16 protein-coding genes are annotated in these 18,084 nt (G+C 58.3%); 14 read left to right on the forward strand and 2 right to left on the reverse strand.

Annotated elements, in window-relative coordinates; all coding sequences use genetic code 11:
* Nucleotides 1-49: 49 nt before the first annotated feature.
* The 8 genes from serC (at nt 50) to lpxK (ending at nt 11,007) form a co-directional block, all read left to right on the forward strand.
* Nucleotides 50-1,135 (forward strand): 3-phosphoserine/phosphohydroxythreonine transaminase, encoded by a 1,086-nt coding sequence (gene serC / locus ACJ8QI_RS04555; protein WP_033637853.1) that lies wholly within the window; start codon nt 50-52, stop codon nt 1,133-1,135.
* Between the two features lie 113 nt (nt 1,136-1,248).
* Nucleotides 1,249-2,535: a 3-phosphoshikimate 1-carboxyvinyltransferase gene (gene aroA, locus ACJ8QI_RS04560; RefSeq protein ID WP_060421740.1), complete on the forward strand. Its 1,287-nt coding sequence runs from the start codon at nt 1,249-1,251 to the stop codon at nt 2,533-2,535.
* A 266-nt stretch (nt 2,536-2,801) separates the two neighbouring features.
* Nucleotides 2,802-3,491, forward strand: a complete 690-nt coding sequence (cmk, locus tag ACJ8QI_RS04565; protein WP_004928270.1) for a (d)CMP kinase — start codon at nt 2,802-2,804, stop codon at nt 3,489-3,491.
* Between the two features lie 184 nt (nt 3,492-3,675).
* A complete protein-coding gene (gene rpsA, locus ACJ8QI_RS04570) occupies nt 3,676-5,349 on the forward strand; it encodes a 30S ribosomal protein S1 (protein WP_004928267.1) in 1,674 nt (557 codons plus the stop codon).
* 62 nt (nt 5,350-5,411) lie between these two features.
* Nucleotides 5,412-5,696 (forward strand): integration host factor subunit beta, encoded by a 285-nt coding sequence (gene ihfB / locus ACJ8QI_RS04575; protein WP_004928264.1) that lies wholly within the window; start codon nt 5,412-5,414, stop codon nt 5,694-5,696.
* Between the two features lie 276 nt (nt 5,697-5,972).
* Nucleotides 5,973-8,243 (forward strand): ComEC family protein, encoded by a 2,271-nt coding sequence (locus ACJ8QI_RS04580; RefSeq protein WP_442532681.1) that lies wholly within the window; start codon nt 5,973-5,975, stop codon nt 8,241-8,243.
* 35 nt (nt 8,244-8,278) lie between these two features.
* Nucleotides 8,279-10,027 carry a lipid A ABC transporter ATP-binding protein/permease MsbA gene (gene msbA, locus ACJ8QI_RS04585; protein ID WP_047727931.1) on the forward strand — a complete coding sequence of 583 codons (1,749 nt, stop codon included), beginning with the start codon at nt 8,279-8,281 and terminating at the stop codon, nt 10,025-10,027.
* Nucleotides 10,027-11,007, forward strand: coding sequence for a tetraacyldisaccharide 4'-kinase (lpxK, locus tag ACJ8QI_RS04590; protein WP_442532139.1), 981 nt, complete (start codon nt 10,027-10,029; stop codon nt 11,005-11,007). The genes msbA and lpxK overlap by 1 nt, the downstream gene beginning before the upstream one ends.
* A gap of 2 nt (nt 11,008-11,009) precedes the next feature.
* Here the strand turns inward: lpxK and hglS are convergent, their stop codons facing one another.
* Nucleotides 11,010-12,416 carry a 2-oxoadipate dioxygenase/decarboxylase HglS gene (hglS, locus tag ACJ8QI_RS04595; protein ID WP_442532140.1) on the reverse strand — a complete coding sequence of 469 codons (1,407 nt, stop codon included), beginning with the start codon at nt 12,414-12,416 and terminating at the stop codon, nt 11,010-11,012.
* A gap of 525 nt (nt 12,417-12,941) precedes the next feature.
* Here hglS and cspE point away from each other — a divergent pair.
* The 6 genes from cspE to ACJ8QI_RS04625 all read left to right on the forward strand — a co-directional run bounded on the left by cspE (nt 12,942) and on the right by ACJ8QI_RS04625 (nt 17,205).
* Nucleotides 12,942-13,151 carry a transcription antiterminator/RNA stability regulator CspE gene (cspE, locus tag ACJ8QI_RS04600; RefSeq protein WP_004928244.1) on the forward strand — a complete coding sequence of 70 codons (210 nt, stop codon included), beginning with the start codon at nt 12,942-12,944 and terminating at the stop codon, nt 13,149-13,151.
* Between the two features lie 222 nt (nt 13,152-13,373).
* Entirely contained in the window at nt 13,374-13,595 is a 222-nt protein-coding gene (locus ACJ8QI_RS04605) for a cold-shock protein (RefSeq protein WP_004928241.1), read from the forward strand.
* Nucleotides 13,596-13,708: 113 nt separating this feature from the next.
* Nucleotides 13,709-14,935, forward strand: coding sequence for a winged helix-turn-helix domain-containing protein (locus tag ACJ8QI_RS04610; protein WP_141958715.1), 1,227 nt, complete (start codon nt 13,709-13,711; stop codon nt 14,933-14,935).
* Between the two features lie 295 nt (nt 14,936-15,230).
* Nucleotides 15,231-15,413 (forward strand): Trm112 family protein, encoded by a 183-nt coding sequence (locus ACJ8QI_RS04615; protein WP_006320791.1) that lies wholly within the window; start codon nt 15,231-15,233, stop codon nt 15,411-15,413.
* Nucleotides 15,410-16,159, forward strand: a complete 750-nt coding sequence (kdsB, locus tag ACJ8QI_RS04620) for a 3-deoxy-manno-octulosonate cytidylyltransferase (protein WP_004928235.1) — start codon at nt 15,410-15,412, stop codon at nt 16,157-16,159. The genes ACJ8QI_RS04615 and kdsB overlap by 4 nt, the downstream gene beginning before the upstream one ends.
* A gap of 149 nt (nt 16,160-16,308) precedes the next feature.
* Nucleotides 16,309-17,205 (forward strand): YcbJ family phosphotransferase, encoded by an 897-nt coding sequence (locus tag ACJ8QI_RS04625; RefSeq protein WP_060421759.1) that lies wholly within the window; start codon nt 16,309-16,311, stop codon nt 17,203-17,205.
* Nucleotides 17,206-17,212: 7 nt separating this feature from the next.
* Here the strand turns inward: ACJ8QI_RS04625 and elyC are convergent, their stop codons facing one another.
* Nucleotides 17,213-17,986, reverse strand: coding sequence for an envelope biogenesis factor ElyC (gene elyC / locus ACJ8QI_RS04630; RefSeq protein WP_038880809.1), 774 nt, complete (start codon nt 17,984-17,986; stop codon nt 17,213-17,215).
* Between the last annotated feature and the right edge of the window lie 98 nt (nt 17,987-18,084).

Raw genomic sequence — 18,084 nt, forward strand, 5'->3', positions numbered from 1 at the left:
TTTCGACAGGTCGCTTTTCTGCGGCGAACAGTGAATGTGGTGAGGGGAAATGACTCAGGTTTATAATTTTAGCTCTGGCCCGGCGATGCTGCCGGTGGAAGTGTTGCGTCGTGCGGAACAGGAACTGTGCAACTGGCACGGTCTGGGCACGTCAGTGATGGAGATCAGTCACCGCAGCAAAGAATTCATCGCCGTTGCCGAGCAGGCGGAACAGGATCTGCGCGATCTGCTGAAAGTCCCCTCCAACTATAAAGTGCTGTTTTGCCACGGCGGCGCCCGCGCGCAGTTCGCCGCGCTGCCGCTGAACCTGCTGGGCGACAAGGCCACCGCCGACTATATCGACGGCGGCTATTGGGCGCACAGCGCCATCAAGGAAGCGGAAAAGTATTGCGCCCCGAACGTCATCGACGTGAAAACCCGTATCGACGGCCTGAGCGGCATCAAGCCGATGAAAGAGTGGCAGCTCAGCGACGACGCGGCCTATGTCCACTATTGCCCGAATGAGACCATCGACGGCGTGGCCATCGATGAAACGCCGGACTTCGGCGACAAGGTGGTGATCGGCGATTACTCCTCGACCATCCTGTCCCGCCCGCTCGACGTCAGCCGTTTCGGCGTGATTTACGCCGGCGCGCAGAAAAATATCGGCCCGGCCGGCCTGACGCTGGTGATCGTACGTGACGATCTGCTGGGTAAGGCGCGCAAAGAAGTGCCGTCGATCCTCGACTACACCGTGCTGGCCGAAAACGACTCGATGTTCAACACCCCGCCAACCTTCGCCTGGTACCTGTCCGGGCTGGTGTTCAAATGGCTGAAAGAGCAGGGTGGCCTGGTGGAGATGCAAAAACGCAATCAGGCCAAGGCCGAACTGCTGTACGCGACCATCGATAAATCCGACTTTTACCGCAGCCAGGTGGCGATCGCCAACCGTTCCTGGATGAACGTGCCGTTCCAGCTGGCCGATGCGGCGCTGGACAAGGTGTTCCTCAGCGAAGCCGAAGCCATCGGCCTGCAGGCGCTGAAAGGCCACCGGGTAGTTGGCGGGATGCGCGCTTCTATTTACAATGCCATGCCGCTGGCCGGCGTGCAGGCGCTGACCGACTTCATGGCCGACTTCGAACGTCGTCACGGTTGATTCCGTCAGCCCGCCCGCCGCGGGCTGCTCAGGCTGTTGTCCTTTTGCATTAAAGCGGCTCCGGCATTATTCCGGAGCCGTTTCGTTTATCAGAATTGGAGAGTTTTGTTCACATGGTGGATTCCCTGACGTTACACCCGGTCGCCCTGGTCAATGGCACCGTCAACTTACCCGGCTCCAAGAGCGTTTCTAACCGCGCTCTGCTGCTGGCGGCGCTGGCGAAAGGAACGACCCGGCTGACCAACCTGCTGGACAGCGACGACGTGCGTCATATGCTGAACGCGCTGCAGGCGTTGGGCGTGAACTATCAGCTTTCCGCCGATCGCACCGTGTGCGAAGTGACCGGCGTGGCCGGGCCGCTGGTGGCCGGCCAGCCGCTGGAACTGTTCCTCGGCAACGCCGGGACGGCGATGCGCCCATTGGCGGCGGCGCTGTGCCTCGGCGAAGGCGACGTGGTGTTGACCGGCGAACCGCGCATGAAAGAGCGCCCGATCGGCCATTTGGTGGACGCTTTGCGCCAGGGCGGGGCGCAGATTGATTACCTCGAGCAGACCGATTACCCGCCGATTCGCCTGCGCGGCGGCTTCCAGGGTGGCGACGTCACCGTTGACGGCAGCGTCTCCAGCCAGTTCCTGACCGCGTTGCTGATGACCGCGCCGCTGGCGCCGCAGGATACGCAGATCCACATCAAGGGCGAGCTGGTTTCCAAGCCGTACATCGACATCACGCTGCATCTGATGCGCACCTTCGGCGTATCGGTGAGCCACGACAACTACCGGGTGTTCCATATCCAGGGGCGTCAGACGTATATCGCGCCGGGCGATTACCTGGTTGAGGGCGACGCTTCTTCCGCCTCTTACTTCCTGGCGGCGGCGGCTATCAAGGGCGGCACCGTGCGCGTGACCGGCATCGGCCGCAAAAGCGTGCAGGGCGACACCAAGTTTGCCGACGTGCTGGAGAAAATGGGCGCGCGCATTACCTGGGGCGACGATTTCATCGAATGCAGCCGCGGTGAACTGCGCGGCATCGACATGGACATGAACCACATTCCGGACGCGGCGATGACCATCGCCACCGCAGCACTGTTCGCCGAGGGGCCGACCACCATTCGCAATATCTACAACTGGCGGGTGAAGGAGACCGACCGTCTGGCGGCGATGGCCACCGAGCTGCGTAAAGTGGGGGCGGAAGTGGACGAAGGCGAAGACTACATTCACGTCGTGCCGCCGGCCAAACTGCAGTTTGCCGAGATTGGCACCTACAACGATCACCGTATGGCGATGTGTTTCTCGCTGGTGGCGCTGTCGGATACTCCGGTCACCATTCTCGATCCGAAATGCACCGCGAAAACCTTCCCGGACTATTTCGAACAGCTGGCGCGCATCAGCCAGCCGGCGTAACCCGTCAAATCGTTTATTTTAAGGCCCCTTTGTGGGCCTTTATCGTTTTTAACCTTTGGCGACCGGCGTTTCTTCTATACTTTTTCGCGGTTGTGCGCTTATTTTCAACAACCGGACAGTTCCAGGGTAACAGATCGCCGTAGGGCAGCGTATAATACGCCACCGTATTTGCCCCTGATTGGGCAGGTGACAGAGAGTGCGGCGCGCGGGCCTTGAGCCGAAGCGCACCGTGTCTCTGTGAGGTTTTCTACCTGAAGGAGAGAGAAATGACGGCTACAGCCCCGGTGATAACCGTTGATGGACCAAGTGGCGCAGGCAAAGGCACGCTGTGTAAAGCGTTGGCCGAGTCCCTTGGTTGGCGTTTGCTGGACTCCGGCGCGATCTATCGCGTGCTGGCGCTGGCGGCGTTGCATCATCAGGTGGATATCACTTCTGAGGAAGCGCTGGTTCCGCTGGCCGCACATCTCGATGTTCGCTTCGTTGCCCAGGACGGCAAGCTGCAGGTGATTTTGGAAGGTGAGGACGTCAGCAATGAGATCCGCACCGAAACCGTCGGCAACACCGCGTCGCAAGCGGCGGCGTTTCCGCGCGTGCGCGAGGCGCTGCTGCGCCGCCAGCGTGCATTCCGCGAGGCGCCCGGCCTGATTGCCGATGGCCGCGACATGGGCACGGTGGTGTTCCCGGACGCACCGGTCAAGATTTTCCTCGACGCCAGCTCGGAGGAGCGCGCGCACCGCCGCATGCTGCAGTTGCAGGAGAAGGGCTTTAATGTTAACTTTGAACGTCTTTTAGCCGAGATAAAGGAACGGGACGACCGTGACCGTAATCGGCCTATCGCGCCTCTGGTGCCCGCTTCTGACGCCCTCGTGCTGGATTCTACCAGCATGTCGATCGAAGAAGTGATCCGGCAGGCGTTGACGTATGCACAGAAAGTGTTGGCGTTGCCGCAGCAATAAGCGCGGCGGCGCTATTGGCTTTTTGTCATATTTGTCATAGCGGTATCGCAATATATCGGGTAAAATTTTACCCCTGTAACCTTAAACCCTGTCGGCATGGAGCCAATGGCGGGGTATGTGAAACAACCCCATTCGGCGGGACGCTAAATGGACGTTAAACTAAAGAACCCTGAAGATTAACAACATGACTGAATCTTTCGCTCAACTCTTTGAAGAATCCTTAAAAGAAATCGAAACCCGCCCGGGTTCCATCGTTCGTGGCGTCGTTGTTGCTATCGACAAAGATATCGTACTGGTTGACGCCGGTCTGAAATCTGAGTCTGCCATCCCGGCTGAGCAATTCAAAAACGCCCAGGGCGAGCTGGAAATCCAGGTTGGTGACGAAGTTGACGTTGCTCTGGATGCTGTTGAAGACGGCTTCGGTGAAACCCTGCTGTCCCGTGAGAAAGCTAAGCGTCACGAAGCTTGGATCACGCTGGAAAAAGCATACGAAGAAGCTGAGACTGTAACCGGTGTTATCAACGGCAAAGTGAAGGGTGGCTTCACCGTCGAGCTGAACGGCATCCGCGCGTTCCTGCCAGGTTCCCTGGTTGACGTGCGTCCGGTACGTGACACTCTGCACCTGGAAGGCAAAGAGCTTGAGTTCAAAGTCATCAAGCTGGATCAGAAGCGCAACAACGTTGTCGTTTCTCGCCGTGCGGTTATCGAATCCGAGAACAGCGCTGAGCGCGATCAACTGCTGGAAAACCTGCAGGAAGGCATGGAAGTTAAAGGTATCGTTAAGAACCTCACTGACTACGGTGCATTCGTTGATCTGGGCGGCGTAGACGGCCTGCTGCACATCACTGACATGGCTTGGAAACGCGTTAAGCACCCAAGCGAAATCGTCAATGTTGGCGATGAAATCACTGTTAAAGTGCTGAAGTTCGACCGCGAGCGTACTCGTGTATCCTTGGGCCTGAAACAGCTGGGCGAAGATCCATGGGTTGCTATCGCGAAACGTTACCCAGAAGGCACCAAGCTGACTGGTCGTGTAACCAACCTGACTGATTACGGCTGCTTCGTAGAAATCGAAGAAGGCGTTGAAGGTCTGGTACACGTTTCTGAAATGGATTGGACCAACAAAAACATCCATCCGTCCAAAGTTGTTAACGTGGGCGACGTAGTGGAAGTGATGGTTCTGGACATCGATGAAGAACGTCGTCGTATCTCCCTGGGCCTGAAGCAGTGCAAATCCAACCCATGGCAGCAGTTCGCAGAAACCCACAACAAGGGCGACCGCGTTGAAGGTAAAATCAAGTCTATCACTGACTTCGGTATCTTCATCGGCCTGGACGGCGGCATCGACGGCCTGGTTCACCTGTCTGACATCTCCTGGAACGTTGCAGGCGAAGAAGCAGTACGTGAATACAAGAAAGGCGACGAAATCGCAGCGGTTGTTCTGCAAGTTGACGCAGAGCGCGAGCGTATCTCCCTGGGCGTGAAGCAGCTGGCTGAAGACCCGTTCAATAACTACCTGTCTATGAACAAGAAAGGTGCTATTGTTACTGGTAAAGTCACTGCAGTTGACGCCAAAGGTGCTACAGTTGAATTGGCAGGCGGCGTAGAAGGTTACCTGCGTGCATCTGAAGCCTCTCGCGACCGCATTGAAGATGCAACTCTGGTTCTGAACGTAGGTGACGAAGTTGAAGCTAAATTCACCGGCGTTGACCGTAAGAACCGCGTTGTAAGCCTGTCCGTACGTGCTAAGGACGAAGCTGACGAGAAAGACGCCATCGCAACTGTTAACAACAAACAGGAAGAAGGCAACTTCTCTAACGCAATGGCTGAAGCTTTCAAAGCGGCTAAAGGCGAGTAATGACGGGGGGCGGTTTCTGACCGCCCCGATACGGTAGTTTAGCTGCAAAGCTTGGAGGTACTATGACCAAGTCTGAACTTATTGAAAGACTTGCTGGCCAGCAATCTCATATTCCGGCGAAGGCCGTTGAGGATGCAGTGAAAGAGATGCTTGAGCACATGGCCGCAACGCTGGCCGAGGGCGAACGCATTGAGATCCGCGGATTCGGCAGTTTTTCTCTTCACTACCGTGCCCCGCGTGTAGGCCGCAACCCGAAAACCGGTGACAAAGTTGAGCTGGACGGCAAGTACGTTCCTCACTTCAAACCCGGCAAAGAGTTGCGTGACCGCGCCAATATCTATGGCTAGTCGCTGACTGCTCATAGCGTTGTTGCTTGTAAAGAATATAAAACGGTGCCTTTAAGGCGCCGTTTTTTTTCGCCTGCGATTCTCCACGATACGCTCGTGAATTGCGTACTGCGCCGCATTTGCGGTGTGGCTGCTACATAGGCCTCTCTTATCCTGCCATGCTCACCGCATCTTCGTTAAAGCCCGCTGGCGGCGACATATCGCCTCAACGATCCTGCTTGCTTGCCGTGACGCGTTTTTGCTCATGGTGGAGCCGATGGGAGAAGAGCGATCAAAATTTCGCTGGATCTGGCGATATTCGCCGTTATCTGCGGCATCCTGCCGCTGCTGGTTTTACCGCGGTTGCCAGAGCCATGGCTGCTGTGGCCGATGCTGTTTGTCGCCTGTTTACTGCTGCGCACCCGTTGGCCGATCTGCCGTTATTTGGCCTGCCTGGGTTTGGGATTCATATGGGCGGTTTTCAACGCCGGAAGCCTGCTTGGGCAAATGGAGCGCCTAAGCCGCATGCCGGATGTAACGGCGGTGGCGCAGGTGAGCAGCGTCGCACTGGAGCCTGCCGCAAGTAAGCAGACGCTGATGCGCATCGAGCGAGTCGACGGCCATTGGTTGGTGCCTGCGCTGGCGTTTACTACGACGTGGGCCCCAGAACGGCAGCGGCTGTGCGCCGGGCAGCGTTGGCAGTTGAAACTGCGTTTACGGCCGGTGCACGGCAAGCTCAATGAAGGCGGCTTTGACAGCCAGCGTTGGGCGATCGCGCAGCGCCAACCTTTGACCGCGCAGGTCAGGCAGGCTCGTTTGCTGGATGGCGATTGCGGCCTGCGCCAGCGCATAATCAGCCATGCGGAAACCAACATCGGTGAATTGCGTTACAAGGCGGTGTTGCTGGCGCTGGCGTTTGGGGAACGCACCGCACTGGAACAGGCTTTGCGCACGCTGATGCTGAAAACCGGCATTGCGCACCTGATGGCTATTTCGGGGCTACATGTGGCGATGGTCGCCATTTTGTTTTGGGCGGTGCTGCGTGCGCTGCAGTTTTTTCTTCCCGCCCATCTGATTGGTTATCGCTTTCCGCTGGTCGCGGGCTGGGTGGCGACGCTGATCTATGTCTGGTTGGTGGGCGCCCAGCCACCGGCGGTACGCACCGCGCTGGCGATGACGCTGTGGATGTTGCTGCGCTTGCGCGGCGTTCATTGTTCTTCCTGGCAAGTGTGGCTGTGGTGCGTCGGGCTGATTTTGTTGTGCGATCCGCTGGCGGTATTGTCAGACAGTTTTTGGCTGTCGGTGCTGGCGGTAGGGTGTTTGATTTTTTGGTTCGAATGGGCGCCGCTCGGCGAGCGATTTCGTTCCGCCTGGTATTGGGCGCCGGTACGCTGGCTGCATATTCAGCTGGGCATGACGCTGCTGCTGGTGCCGATGCAGGTCGCGCTGTTTTTAGGCCTGACGCTGACTTCGTTGCCGGCCAATATCTGGGCGGTGCCCATCGTCTCATTGGTGACGGTGCCGTTGATTTTGCTGGCGGTGATCGGCGGCGTCTTCCCCTCGCTAAGTTACGGGCTTTGGTGGTTGGCCGATTTCACGTTGAGCGGTGTGTTTGTGCCGCTGCATTACCTGCAGCGCGGTTGGGTGGATTTGGGGGCTGCCTCGCTGCTGGCCAGCATAGCGGGATGGCTTATCGTTATCTGTTGGCGCTTTCATTGGTGGTGGCGCTATGCGCCGGGCCTGGCGACGATCGCGATATGCTGCGTGCTGTGGCGAGGAAAAGAGCCGGGATACCGCTGGCGCGTCGATATGCTCGATGTCGGGCACGGCCTGGCGATGGTGATAGAGCAAAACGGCAAAGGAATATTGTATGACACCGGCGATCGTTGGCCTGCAGGCAGCGCCGCCGAGCGGCATGTTTTGCCGATGCTGAACTGGCGGGGTATTGAACTGGAACAGATCATCATCAGCCATGCTCATCTCGATCATATCGGCGGGCTGTCGACGGTACAGAGTGCGTTTCCACAGGCGACGGTGCGCAGCCCGATACGCGGGGAGGGGCACTTGCCCTGCGTCGCCGGAGAGCGTTGGCGATGGCAGTCGTTGCAATTCGAGGTGCTGTGGCCGCCGAAAACGCTCAAAAGGCCGGTCAATGACGACTCCTGTGTGATTCGCATCGACGACGGGAAATACAGCCTGCTGCTTACCGGCGACGCGGAAAAGAAGGCGGAGGCACAGCTGATTCGATTGCGCCGCGACCGTTTGGCGGCCACGGTATTGCAGGTGGGGCATCATGGCAGCAGAACGTCTTCGACGCCGCCGTTTCTGCGCGCGGTCAATCCTGAGGTGGCGCTGGCGTCAGCATCTCGTTACAACAAATGGCGATTGCCGGCGCGTAAAGTGGTCGCCAGATACCGGGCAAATGGCATTACATGGCGTGATACGACGCGCTCCGGCCAGTTATCGGTACTTTTTTTCGACAACGATTGGCAAATTAAAGGCTTTCGCGAACAATTAATGCCCCGTTGGTACCATCAGCGGTTTGGCGTAGAGGGTGATAATGAGTAAAATAGGCCGCTATTTCTTCCGATGCTGGTATTTGCATGATGAATGATAAAGATCTCTCGACCTGGCAGACGTTCCGTCGACTCTGGCCGATGATCACTCCTTTTAAGACCGGGCTGATTGTGGCCGCCATTGCGTTGATTATGAACGCAGCGGGGGACACGCTGATGCTGTCTCTGCTTAAACCGCTATTGGACGATGGGTTTGGAAAAACCGACAGCAGCGTGCTGGTGTGGATGCCGCTGGCGGTGATTGCGCTGATGCTGATGCGTGGCGTGACCAGCTTTGTTTCAAGCTACTGCATTTCCTGGGTTTCCGGCATGGTGGTGATGCAGATGCGCCGCCGCCTGTTTGGCCACATGATGAGAATGCCGGTGGCCTTCTTCGATCAGCAGTCTACCGGGACGCTGTTGTCGCGCATTACCTATGACTCCGAGCAGGTGGCTTCCTCCTCTTCCAGCGCCCTGGTGACCGTGGTGCGTGAAGGGGCCTCGATCATTGGCCTGTTCATCATGATGTTCTACTACAGCTGGCAGCTGTCGGTGATCCTGATCGTGCTGGCGCCGATCGTCTCCATCGCCATTCGCCTGGTGTCCAAGCGTTTCCGCAACATCAGCAAGAACATGCAGAACACCATGGGACAGGTGACCACCAGCGCCGAGCAGATGCTGAAAGGCCATAAAGAAGTGCTGATCTTCGGTGGCCAGCAGGTGGAAACCGAGCGCTTTAACTCGGTCAGCAACCGCATGCGTCAACAGGGCATGAAACTGGTCTCCGCGTCTTCGATTTCCGATCCGATCATTCAGCTGATCGCTTCGCTGGCGCTGGCGTTCGTGCTGTTTGCCGCCAGCTTCCCTAGCGTGATGTCAACCCTGACCGCCGGTACCATTACCGTGGTGTTCTCGTCGATGATCGCGCTGATGCGCCCGCTGAAGTCGCTGACCAACGTCAATGCCCAGTTCCAACGCGGGATGGCGGCATGCCAGACGCTGTTCTCCATTTTGGATATGGAACAGGAAAAAGACACCGGCACCCGCGAAGTGAAGCGTGCGAAAGGCGATATCGAATTCCGCAACGTCACCTTCTACTACCCGTCCAAGGAAACGCCGGCGCTGCGCGATATCAACCTGAAAATCGCCGAAGGCAAGACCGTCGCATTGGTGGGCCGTTCCGGTTCGGGCAAATCCACCATCGCCAATCTGTTGACGCGTTTCTACGATATCCAAGAAGGCGAAATCCTGATGGACGGCCACGATCTGCGTGAATATACCCTGGCCTCACTGCGTAATCAGGTGGCGCTGGTCTCGCAAAACGTGCACCTGTTCAACGACACCATCGCCAACAACATCGCCTATGCGCGCGAGAGCGAATACAGCCGCGAGCAGATTGAGAAAGCGGCCGAAATGGCGTACGCGATGGACTTCATCAACAAGATGGAGAACGGCCTGGATACGGTGATCGGTGAGAACGGCGTAATGCTGTCCGGCGGCCAACGTCAGCGTATCGCCATCGCGCGTGCGTTACTGCGCGACTGCCCGATCCTGATCCTGGATGAGGCGACTTCTGCGCTGGATACCGAGTCCGAACGTGCCATCCAGGCTGCGCTGGACGAGTTGCAGAAAGACCGTACTTCGCTGGTGATCGCGCACCGTCTGTCGACGATTGAGAAGGCGGACGAGATCCTGGTGGTGGAGGACGGCCGTATCGTCGAACGCGGCGAGCACGCCGAATTGCTTGAACGGCAGGGCGCCTATGCGCAGCTGCACCGCATGCAGTTTGGTCAATAATGATTGAGCGCATCTGGTCCGGCGGTTCGCTGCTTTATCTGGCGCTGCTGCCGCTCTCCTGGCTGTATGGCCTGCTCAGTTGGCTGATTCGCCTCAGCTACCGCTGTGGCCTGCGCAAAAGCTGGCGCGCGCCGGTGCCGGTGGTGGTGGTGGGCAATCTCACCGCCGGCGGCAACGGCAAAACGCCGATGGTGATCTGGCTGGTGGAACACCTGCAGCAGCGGGGCTATCGCGTTGGCGTGGTTTCACGCGGCTACGGCGGCAAGTCGGCGGTCTATCCCCTGGTGCTCAATCAGAATACCTCGACCCGCGAGGCGGGGGATGAGCCGGTGCTGATTTATCAGCGCACCGGCGCGCCCGTGGCGATCGCGCCCAAGCGAGCCGAGGCGGTACAGGCCTTGCTGCAACAACAGTCGCTGGATGCGATCATCACCGACGACGGCTTGCAGCACTATGCCTTACAGCGTGACTTCGAGCTGGTGGTCATCGACGGCGTGCGCCGTTTCGGCAATGGCTGGTGGTTACCGGCCGGGCCGATGCGCGAGCGTGCCGCGCGGCTTGGCAGCGTCGATGCGCGCGTCGCCAATGGCGGCGTGGCGCAGGCGGGGGAGATTGCCATGCGCCTGCAGGCGCATGACGCGGTGAACCTGCTGAGCGGTGAACGTCGCCCGGCGGCCGAGCTGCCGCGCGTGGTGGCGATGGCGGGCATCGGTCATCCGCCGCGTTTCTTCGCGACGTTGGAAAAGCTGAACGTCGAGGTGGTGCAGGAAGTGGCGTTTGCCGATCATCAGGAATATCAGCAGCCGCAGCTGACGGCGCTGGTTGCAGCCGATCAAACGCTGCTGATGACGGAGAAGGACGCGGTGAAGTGCCGCGCCTTTGCCCAGCCTAATTGGTGGTATTTACCGGTTGATGCGGTGCTACCGTCCGCTCAGGCTGAGCAACTGCTGCAGGATATCGAATCTCTGCTGACCAAGTAACCTCAGGATGCCAGCGTGACAAGCCCCAGGGCTTGCGCGCAGGCCTCCAGCGAACGCTGCTGGGTTTGCTGATACAGCGCCAGCTCGTCGATCACCTCACTGCCCAACGCTTGTTCAAACGCAGCCCGGCTGGAAGCGGCATTGTACTGCGCGTGGCGGCTGTCCCCCAGATTTGACTGGAAAATCCCCGCTGCGCTGACCGGCAGAAAATCTTCATACACCAGCGGCTGGAAGCGAACGTGTTCTTTCTCGATCAGTTGCTCCAGGGTACTGTGCTTATCCAGCGACTCTTTGGCCGCCAGGCCGCATTCGGTCGGGAAATAGCGGAACCAGGCCAGCTGTTGCTCGCGCAGCGTGGCGTAATCATCCGGAAACGCCCGGAAGTTTTCCTCCAGCAGTTGATAGTAGCGCTCGGCGTTCTTCTCGCTTGGCGGTGCCTGCAGTGCATCGTTGGTCGCCTGCAGCAGGCGGTCGTAGAGGGCGCGCCCTTTAGGCGTCAGCGCCACGCCGCGCTGTTCGATCTCGCCGAAGCGCGCGGTATGGTGGCCGGCGATGGCGTGGCCGTCGTGCTCAACGAAATCGACGCTTTCTTCCAACGCCTTGAAGCTGGTCTGGCGCAGCAGGATCGCACGGCGGCGGCGCGGCGGGCCCTCGATGACCGCTTTGGGCGTAATGCCGCGGCCGGGCATCGCCTGTTGAACGCGATCGATATCCAGCGTGCGCGGCGTTAGATGGTTGATATGCGGCCCTTTAAACGCCACGACGTCGGCGATCAGGCGATGCTGATCGTGCAACTGCCGGTATTCTTCGGCGCTGACCGTCGCCTGATTGTGCCAGCGGAAGGTTTCCAACGCTTGTTCGACAAATTCCTGCGCCTGCGCTGCATTCAATCCGCCTTGCGCTTCTTGCTGCGCGATCAGTTCCAACGCGCGATCGGTAAAGATGCGGCGGCGCGCCAGCAAGCGCTCGGCCAGCTCACGCAGCGCGGGATCTTCTATCAGTTCCAGGCGCAGGAGGGAGGTGAACACGCGGAAAGGACTGATCTGCAGCGCGTCTTCATGTACGGCGCGAAAAGCGGTGGAGTGCACCGGAACGCCCGCTACCGACAGGTCATAGTAACCGACCGGCGCCATGCCCATCACCCGGAACAGGCGGCGCAGGGTGGCCAGTTCATCCGCGGTGCCGACCCGGATCGCGCCGTGGCGCTCCATGGCGAGGCGCTCTATCTCGCCGGTGATTTGCAACTGATGAGCCAGAGCGGCGTCTTCGCGCAGAACCTGTCGATTGGTTTCCGCCACCAACTCCAGCAGATCGCCGTACAGCGGTACCTCCTTTTGGTACATGTCCGACATCGCGTGGGAGAATCTGGCGCGGATTTCATTAGGTGAAACGAACTGCTGGGCGGTCATGCGCATAGCTCCTTGATTCAGCATAATCTGAAAAATCGTGTTTTTAGCGGCAAAAGTGCTGGCGAAAAAGCCGTCTGCCTTGTTTTCCCCTCAAGTTTAGCCATCTGATTTGGGATTTGTTATAGAGGCGCCAAGCATATTAGAGTTTTATGCGTTAGCTCTCATTTGCAGCGCACAGACGGACAAACGGTACCCTGAGTGAGGAGGACCGTCAGAGGATTGGCCGCAGTGAACGGTAAATTAATGTATGCATATTCAGAGAGATAAAAATAATTTCGCCGTAATAGTGAATTTAATGCAATAAACCTCTTGTGCATTCACCAGATTTATGAGTAAATGCAAGTCGGCCTGTAATCCAGACCTATTTATGTTCGAGTTTAGAGTTAAGCAGTTCCTCCAAAAACGTTATCATCCGATTCCGCTTCAAAGACGAACCTTCTAAGTACCTCCCATAAGTAATGTTTCTGAAATGGCCCCAATTGCCTCTTATGGCAGGTTTTGTAAATATATTTAAAGGTAAATGTAATGTCTAAGAAGACTGGTCAGGTTAAGTGGTTCAACGAAAGCAAAGGTTTTGGTTTCATTGAGCAGCACGACGGCGGCAAAGATGTATTCGTACACTTCTCCGCAATCATGACCGACGGTTTCAAGACCCTGGCTGAAGGCCAGCGCGTCGAGTACACCATCCAGGACAGCCCGCGCGGGCCGGCTGCCGCCAACGTAGTTGCTCTGTAAGAATACAGGGAACGCGTATAAGAGATCTTAATACAACCATGGTGAGGCTTTAGCGCCGAGTCATGCGGAAGATATTAAGTTCAACAAGCCCGCCTTAGTGCGGGTTTTTTATTTTTTTGCTCACGAGAGGTTTGTTACGAAAAACTTTAGGATGGGCTGGTAGCGTCCAGACAATATAAAAAATGACGTTGTCAAGGATGCTCAAGTAAAAGGATATAAGTTATGTTTAAAAATACTGTATTAAAAATGGGCCGCGTGAAATGGTTTAATCAGGCCGAAGGCTATGGTTTTATTTCACCGGTAGATGGCAGCGACGAAATCTATGTCAATCGCAACGCTATCGCCAACACCAAAAATAAGTCGTTGAACGAAGGTCAGAACGTTGAGTTCTCGATCTATCGCAGCTCGCATGGGCTGTCCGCGGCAGACGTTATCGCGTTCTGATCGCACCCTCCTTCCTCGCCAGTGCCGGTGTCGCCACCCGCAAGCACTGGCGAAGATAAATCCCTCGATATCCACTATTATCAGGCCACTGCCTACTTGCCACGGATATCAGGATGACCACCCCGATAATTTCCCTTACCGCCGCTCGCGCGCTGCACCTTGCCGCCCAGGGGCTGCTTTCTCCGCTTAAACGCCAGGCCAAGCCCGATGACGTCGTGAGTGCGATCCAGCGCATGGGGCTGTTACAAATCGATACCATTAGCGTCGTCGCCCGCAGCCCGTATCTGGTGCTGTTCAGCCGCTTGGGGGCCTATCCGTCGGAATGGCTGGAGCAGGCGCTTGCCGGTCGCAAGCTGTTCGAGTATTGGGCGCATGAAGCCTGTTTCCTGCCGATTGAGGATTTTGGTCTGCTGCGGCACCGCATGTTGGCGCCTCATGATATGGGCTGGAAATATTCCGCCGACTGGGTGCAGCAACACCAGGCGGCGATGGACAGCCTGCTGCGGCACATCGAACAACAGGGCCCGGTGCGCTCCGCCGATTTCAGCGCCGAGAAAAAGGGCAACAGCGGATGGTGGGACTGGAAACCGGAGAAACGTCATCTGGAGATTCTGTTTACCGCCGGCAAGCTGATGGTGGCCGAACGTCGCAACTTCCACCGGGTTTACGATCTGACCGAAAGGTTGCTGCCGGGCTGGGACGATGCGCGTCATACGCTGCCTGCGGAGCGGGCGCGCCGGCAAATGCTGCAGCGCACCTGCCGCTATCTGGGCATCTTCCGTGCCGAATGGTTGGCAGATTACTATCGGCTGAAACGCGTGGCACCAAAAGCCTTGCTGGCAGAGCTGCAGGAGCAGGGGGAGATTACGCCAGTGCAGGTAGAGGGGCTGGAAGGGCCGTTCTATGTGCATGAATCTCTGGCGGAACTGCTGCCGCTGGCGGAACAGGGCAAACTCAAATCGACGGTCACCAGCCTGCTGTCCCCCTTTGATCCGGTGGTTTGGGATCGGCGGCGGGCGCTGGAGCTGTTCAACTTTGACTATCGGCTGGAGTGTTATACGCCGAAAGAAAAACGCCGCTATGGGTACTTCACCCTGCCGGTGCTGCACCGCGGTGAGCTGGTGGGGCGCATTGACGCCAAGGCGCACCGTCGGCAGGGGGTATTCGAGATCATCAGCTTCCATGCGGAGCCGCAGGTGCGATTCGGCAAACAGCGGGCGCAGGATATCCGGCAGGCCATCGCGCGTACGGCCAAATGGCACGGTGCACAACGCGTCGCGCTGGGCGACATTCCGGCGGCGTTGGCCGCTGAATGGGGGGCCGGCTGGGAAGTGGAATAACGAACGACGCCGTCGGTGGGTAAAACGAAGTTCAGCGCCGCTCGTTACAAAGGGGCTCAGTGGCTGAAGTTAGCGAACAGAGCGATGATTTTATGCAGACGTTTGATCACGTATTACGGCCTTTTTGTGATTTGTATCACAAAATTCTACGCCGGGATGCGCCCCAGTTCAAGCGGTTGCCCCCGCGCGATGAGGAAATATCGGTGGGTTGGCGCCACCGGTGATTAACCTGAGGCCGGGCGTTATGCTATCCTCACAGCCTTTCCCAGATGACCTATCCCCTTACGGAGGATGCATGGACCACCGTTTACTCGAAATCGTTGCCTGCCCGGTATGCAACGGCAAACTCTATTTCAATAAAGAAAACCAGGAACTGGTGTGCAAAGTGGACGGGTTGGCTTACCCGCTGCGCGACGGCATTCCGGTGCTGTTGGAAAATGAAGCGCGTGCGCTGTCGCTGGATGAGAAACACGCATGAGTTTTATCGCTATTATTCCCGCCCGCTACGCCTCGACCCGTTTGCCGGGTAAACCGCTGGCCGATATTCACGGCAAGCCGATGGTGGTACACGTCATGGAGCGCGCCCGCGAGTCCGGCGCCAGCCGCGTCATCGTGGCGACCGATCACCCTGAAGTCGCCAAAGCGGTGGAAGCCGCCGGTGGCGAAGTGTGCATGACCAGCCCGGATCACCATTCCGGCACCGAGCGGCTGGCGGAAGTGATCGCGCACTACGGCTTTGCCGACGACCAGATCATCGTTAACGTGCAGGGCGACGAACCTCTGATCCCACCGGTGATCGTGCGTCAGGTCGCAGAGAATCTGGCGGGCAGCCAGGCCGGCATGGCGACGTTGGCAGTGCCGATCGAGAGCGCCGAAGAGGCTTTCAACCCCAATGCGGTGAAGGTCGTGATGGACGCGCAGGGCTACGCGCTCTATTTTTCACGCGCCACCATTCCGTGGGACCGTGAGCGTTTCGCCGCGTCGAAAGAGAGCATCGGCGACAGCCTGCTGCGTCATATCGGCATCTACGCGTACCGCGCCGGCTTCGTGCGTCGCTACGTCAGCTGGGCGCCGAGCCAGCTGGAACAGATCGAGCTGTTGGAACAGCTGCGCGTGCTGTGGTACGGTGAAAAAATCCACGTGGCGGTCGCGAAAGCGATCCCGAGCGTGGGGGTCGATACGCCGGAAGATCTCCAGCGCGTGCGCGACAGCATCCAACCCTGAGCCTGAGTTCGTCGGCGCGCCGCGCAACGCGCCGACGATGCAACACCTCCCATGATTGTTCCCCGTTTTGTTGATCTGCGTTGAAGAATTTTTCCGCTCACCGTTCGATGATGTTACATCCCCCCTTATTAGCCTGAGGTGAATGCCTTATGGAGCAGTTACGCGCCGAACTGAGCATTGTGCTGGGTGAGTCCATCAGCCGGCTGGAGCGGGTGAGCGAGCAGCCTTATGCGCATATGTATTCGCTGTACGATCGGCAGGGCAACGCGATCCCGCTGATGGCGAAAAGCTTTATCTGTCAAGGCATCGCCCAGCAGGAGGCTTACAAGCTGTCGATGCTGGCGCGCGACGGGGATATTCGGCTGCCCACGGTGTACGGCGTTGTATGTACTCAACAGACGCCGTATAAGGAAATCCTGCTGATCGAGCGCCTGCGCGGCGTGTCGGCTGAAGCGCCGACGCGCTCGCCGGATCGCTGGAACATGCTGATGGAACAGATCGTTGACGGGATATTGGCCTGGCATCGCATCGACAGCCACGGCAGCGTCGGCAGCGTTGACAGCACGCAGGAGAACGACTGGTTTTGCTGGTATCAACAGCGGGTCGAAGTGCTGTGGGCGACGGTAGTCAATCTCACCACCCCGCAGCTGACCATGGCGGATCGGCGTTTGCTGTACCGCACGCGCGAAGCGCTGACCCATTTCTTCGTCGGCTTCGACGATCCCTGTGTTCTGGTGCACGGTAACCTGTCGCTGCGCAGCATGCTGAAGGATCCCAAAAGCGATCAGCTGTTGGCGATGCTCAATCCCGGCGTGGTGCTGTGGGCGCCGCGCGAATACGATCTTTTTCGCCTGTGCGAGGCGGGTATGCCCAGCCAACTGCTGTTCCGCTATCTGCAGCGCGCGCCGGTCGCCGACGCTTTCCTGGCACGGCGCTGGCTGTATGTGGTGTGGGAAGCGGTAGGGCGCTTGGTTCATACCGGCAAGCTGGAGCGGCGGCCGTTCGACTATGCGTCGCAACAGCTGCTGCCCTGGCTGGCCGGTTGAACGGGCCTTACTCGGCGCCGGCGCGATCCGCGCCTTTCAGCCACTGCCACAGGCTGCCCAGCGTTTCATACCAGGCACGTTCGGTATGGCCGAGGAACATCGAGGACGGTGTGGCGCGATCCCAGATATTCAGCGGCGAGTCGATCGCCAACTGGTTGGCCGGCGCCGGGATCGGGTGCAGGCCTTTCGCCTCGAAGAAGCGCATGGCGCGCGGCAGATGGTTGGCGGAGGTCACCAGAATGAACGGTTGCTCGCCGACCAACTTGGCGACCTGAGCGGCTTCTTCCTCGGTATCGCGCGGTTCCCTCAGGATCACCATATCGCTGCGCGGCACGCCCAGGCTTTCGGCCACCAGCGCCGCCGTGGCGGCGTTGCTTTGCATGCTGCCGGCGGATGCGCCGGTAAACACCATTCTGGCGCCGGGATGCGCAAGGTAAAGCCGCACGCCTTCCGTCACGCGCGGCAGGCTGTTGCCGAGCAAATTCGAGCTGGGCGCCCAATCGGGATTGTAGGTATAGCCCCCGCCCAACACCACGATGTAACTGACCGGATCGTTGCCGCGATAAGTCTGGTATTGGGCTTCAATCGGCCGCAGCAGCCGGTCGGCCACCGGCTGCAGGCTGAAAAGCAGTAAAAACAGCCAGCTCAGCGTAAAAATCGTCTTACCGCTTTTTTGCCAGCGGGTGAACCACAACAGCAGCAGCGCCAGCCCCATCAGCAGCATCAACAGCGGCAGCGGCATCAGCATGGCGCCAAAGAACTTTTTCAGGTTGAACAGCATCGAAAATCAGATCCTTTTGGGTGAAAAAGCGGCATCCAGGCATAAACAGGCCGCAAGAAGATACATTCTAAGCCAGTCTGTGCCAAAATAGCAGGTTT

The organism is Serratia sp. CY84636 (assembly GCF_052166245.1).
Taxonomy (GTDB): domain Bacteria; phylum Pseudomonadota; class Gammaproteobacteria; order Enterobacterales; family Enterobacteriaceae; genus Serratia; species Serratia nevei.

Excerpts from the sequence above, each read along its gene's own strand:
- serC (WP_033637853.1), top strand. The coding sequence starts at position 50 with ATGACTCAGGTTTATAATTTTAGCTCTGGCCCGGCGATGCTGCCGGTG.
- aroA (WP_060421740.1), top strand. The coding sequence starts at position 1,249 with ATGGTGGATTCCCTGACGTTACACCCGGTCGCCCTGGTCAATGGCACC.
- cmk (WP_004928270.1), top strand. The coding sequence starts at position 2,802 with ATGACGGCTACAGCCCCGGTGATAACCGTTGATGGACCAAGTGGCGCA.
- rpsA (WP_004928267.1), top strand. The coding sequence starts at position 3,676 with ATGACTGAATCTTTCGCTCAACTCTTTGAAGAATCCTTAAAAGAAATC.
- ihfB (WP_004928264.1), top strand. The coding sequence starts at position 5,412 with ATGACCAAGTCTGAACTTATTGAAAGACTTGCTGGCCAGCAATCTCAT.
- msbA (WP_047727931.1), top strand. The coding sequence starts at position 8,279 with ATGATGAATGATAAAGATCTCTCGACCTGGCAGACGTTCCGTCGACTC.
- lpxK (WP_442532139.1), top strand. The coding sequence starts at position 10,027 with ATGATTGAGCGCATCTGGTCCGGCGGTTCGCTGCTTTATCTGGCGCTG.
- hglS (WP_442532140.1), bottom strand. The coding sequence starts at position 12,416 with ATGACCGCCCAGCAGTTCGTTTCACCTAATGAAATCCGCGCCAGATTC.
- cspE (WP_004928244.1), top strand. The coding sequence starts at position 12,942 with ATGTCTAAGAAGACTGGTCAGGTTAAGTGGTTCAACGAAAGCAAAGGT.
- ACJ8QI_RS04605 (WP_004928241.1), top strand. The coding sequence starts at position 13,374 with ATGTTTAAAAATACTGTATTAAAAATGGGCCGCGTGAAATGGTTTAAT.
- ACJ8QI_RS04610 (WP_141958715.1), top strand. The coding sequence starts at position 13,709 with ATGACCACCCCGATAATTTCCCTTACCGCCGCTCGCGCGCTGCACCTT.
- ACJ8QI_RS04615 (WP_006320791.1), top strand. The coding sequence starts at position 15,231 with ATGGACCACCGTTTACTCGAAATCGTTGCCTGCCCGGTATGCAACGGC.
- kdsB (WP_004928235.1), top strand. The coding sequence starts at position 15,410 with ATGAGTTTTATCGCTATTATTCCCGCCCGCTACGCCTCGACCCGTTTG.
- ACJ8QI_RS04625 (WP_060421759.1), top strand. The coding sequence starts at position 16,309 with ATGGAGCAGTTACGCGCCGAACTGAGCATTGTGCTGGGTGAGTCCATC.
- elyC (WP_038880809.1), bottom strand. The coding sequence starts at position 17,986 with ATGCTGTTCAACCTGAAAAAGTTCTTTGGCGCCATGCTGATGCCGCTG.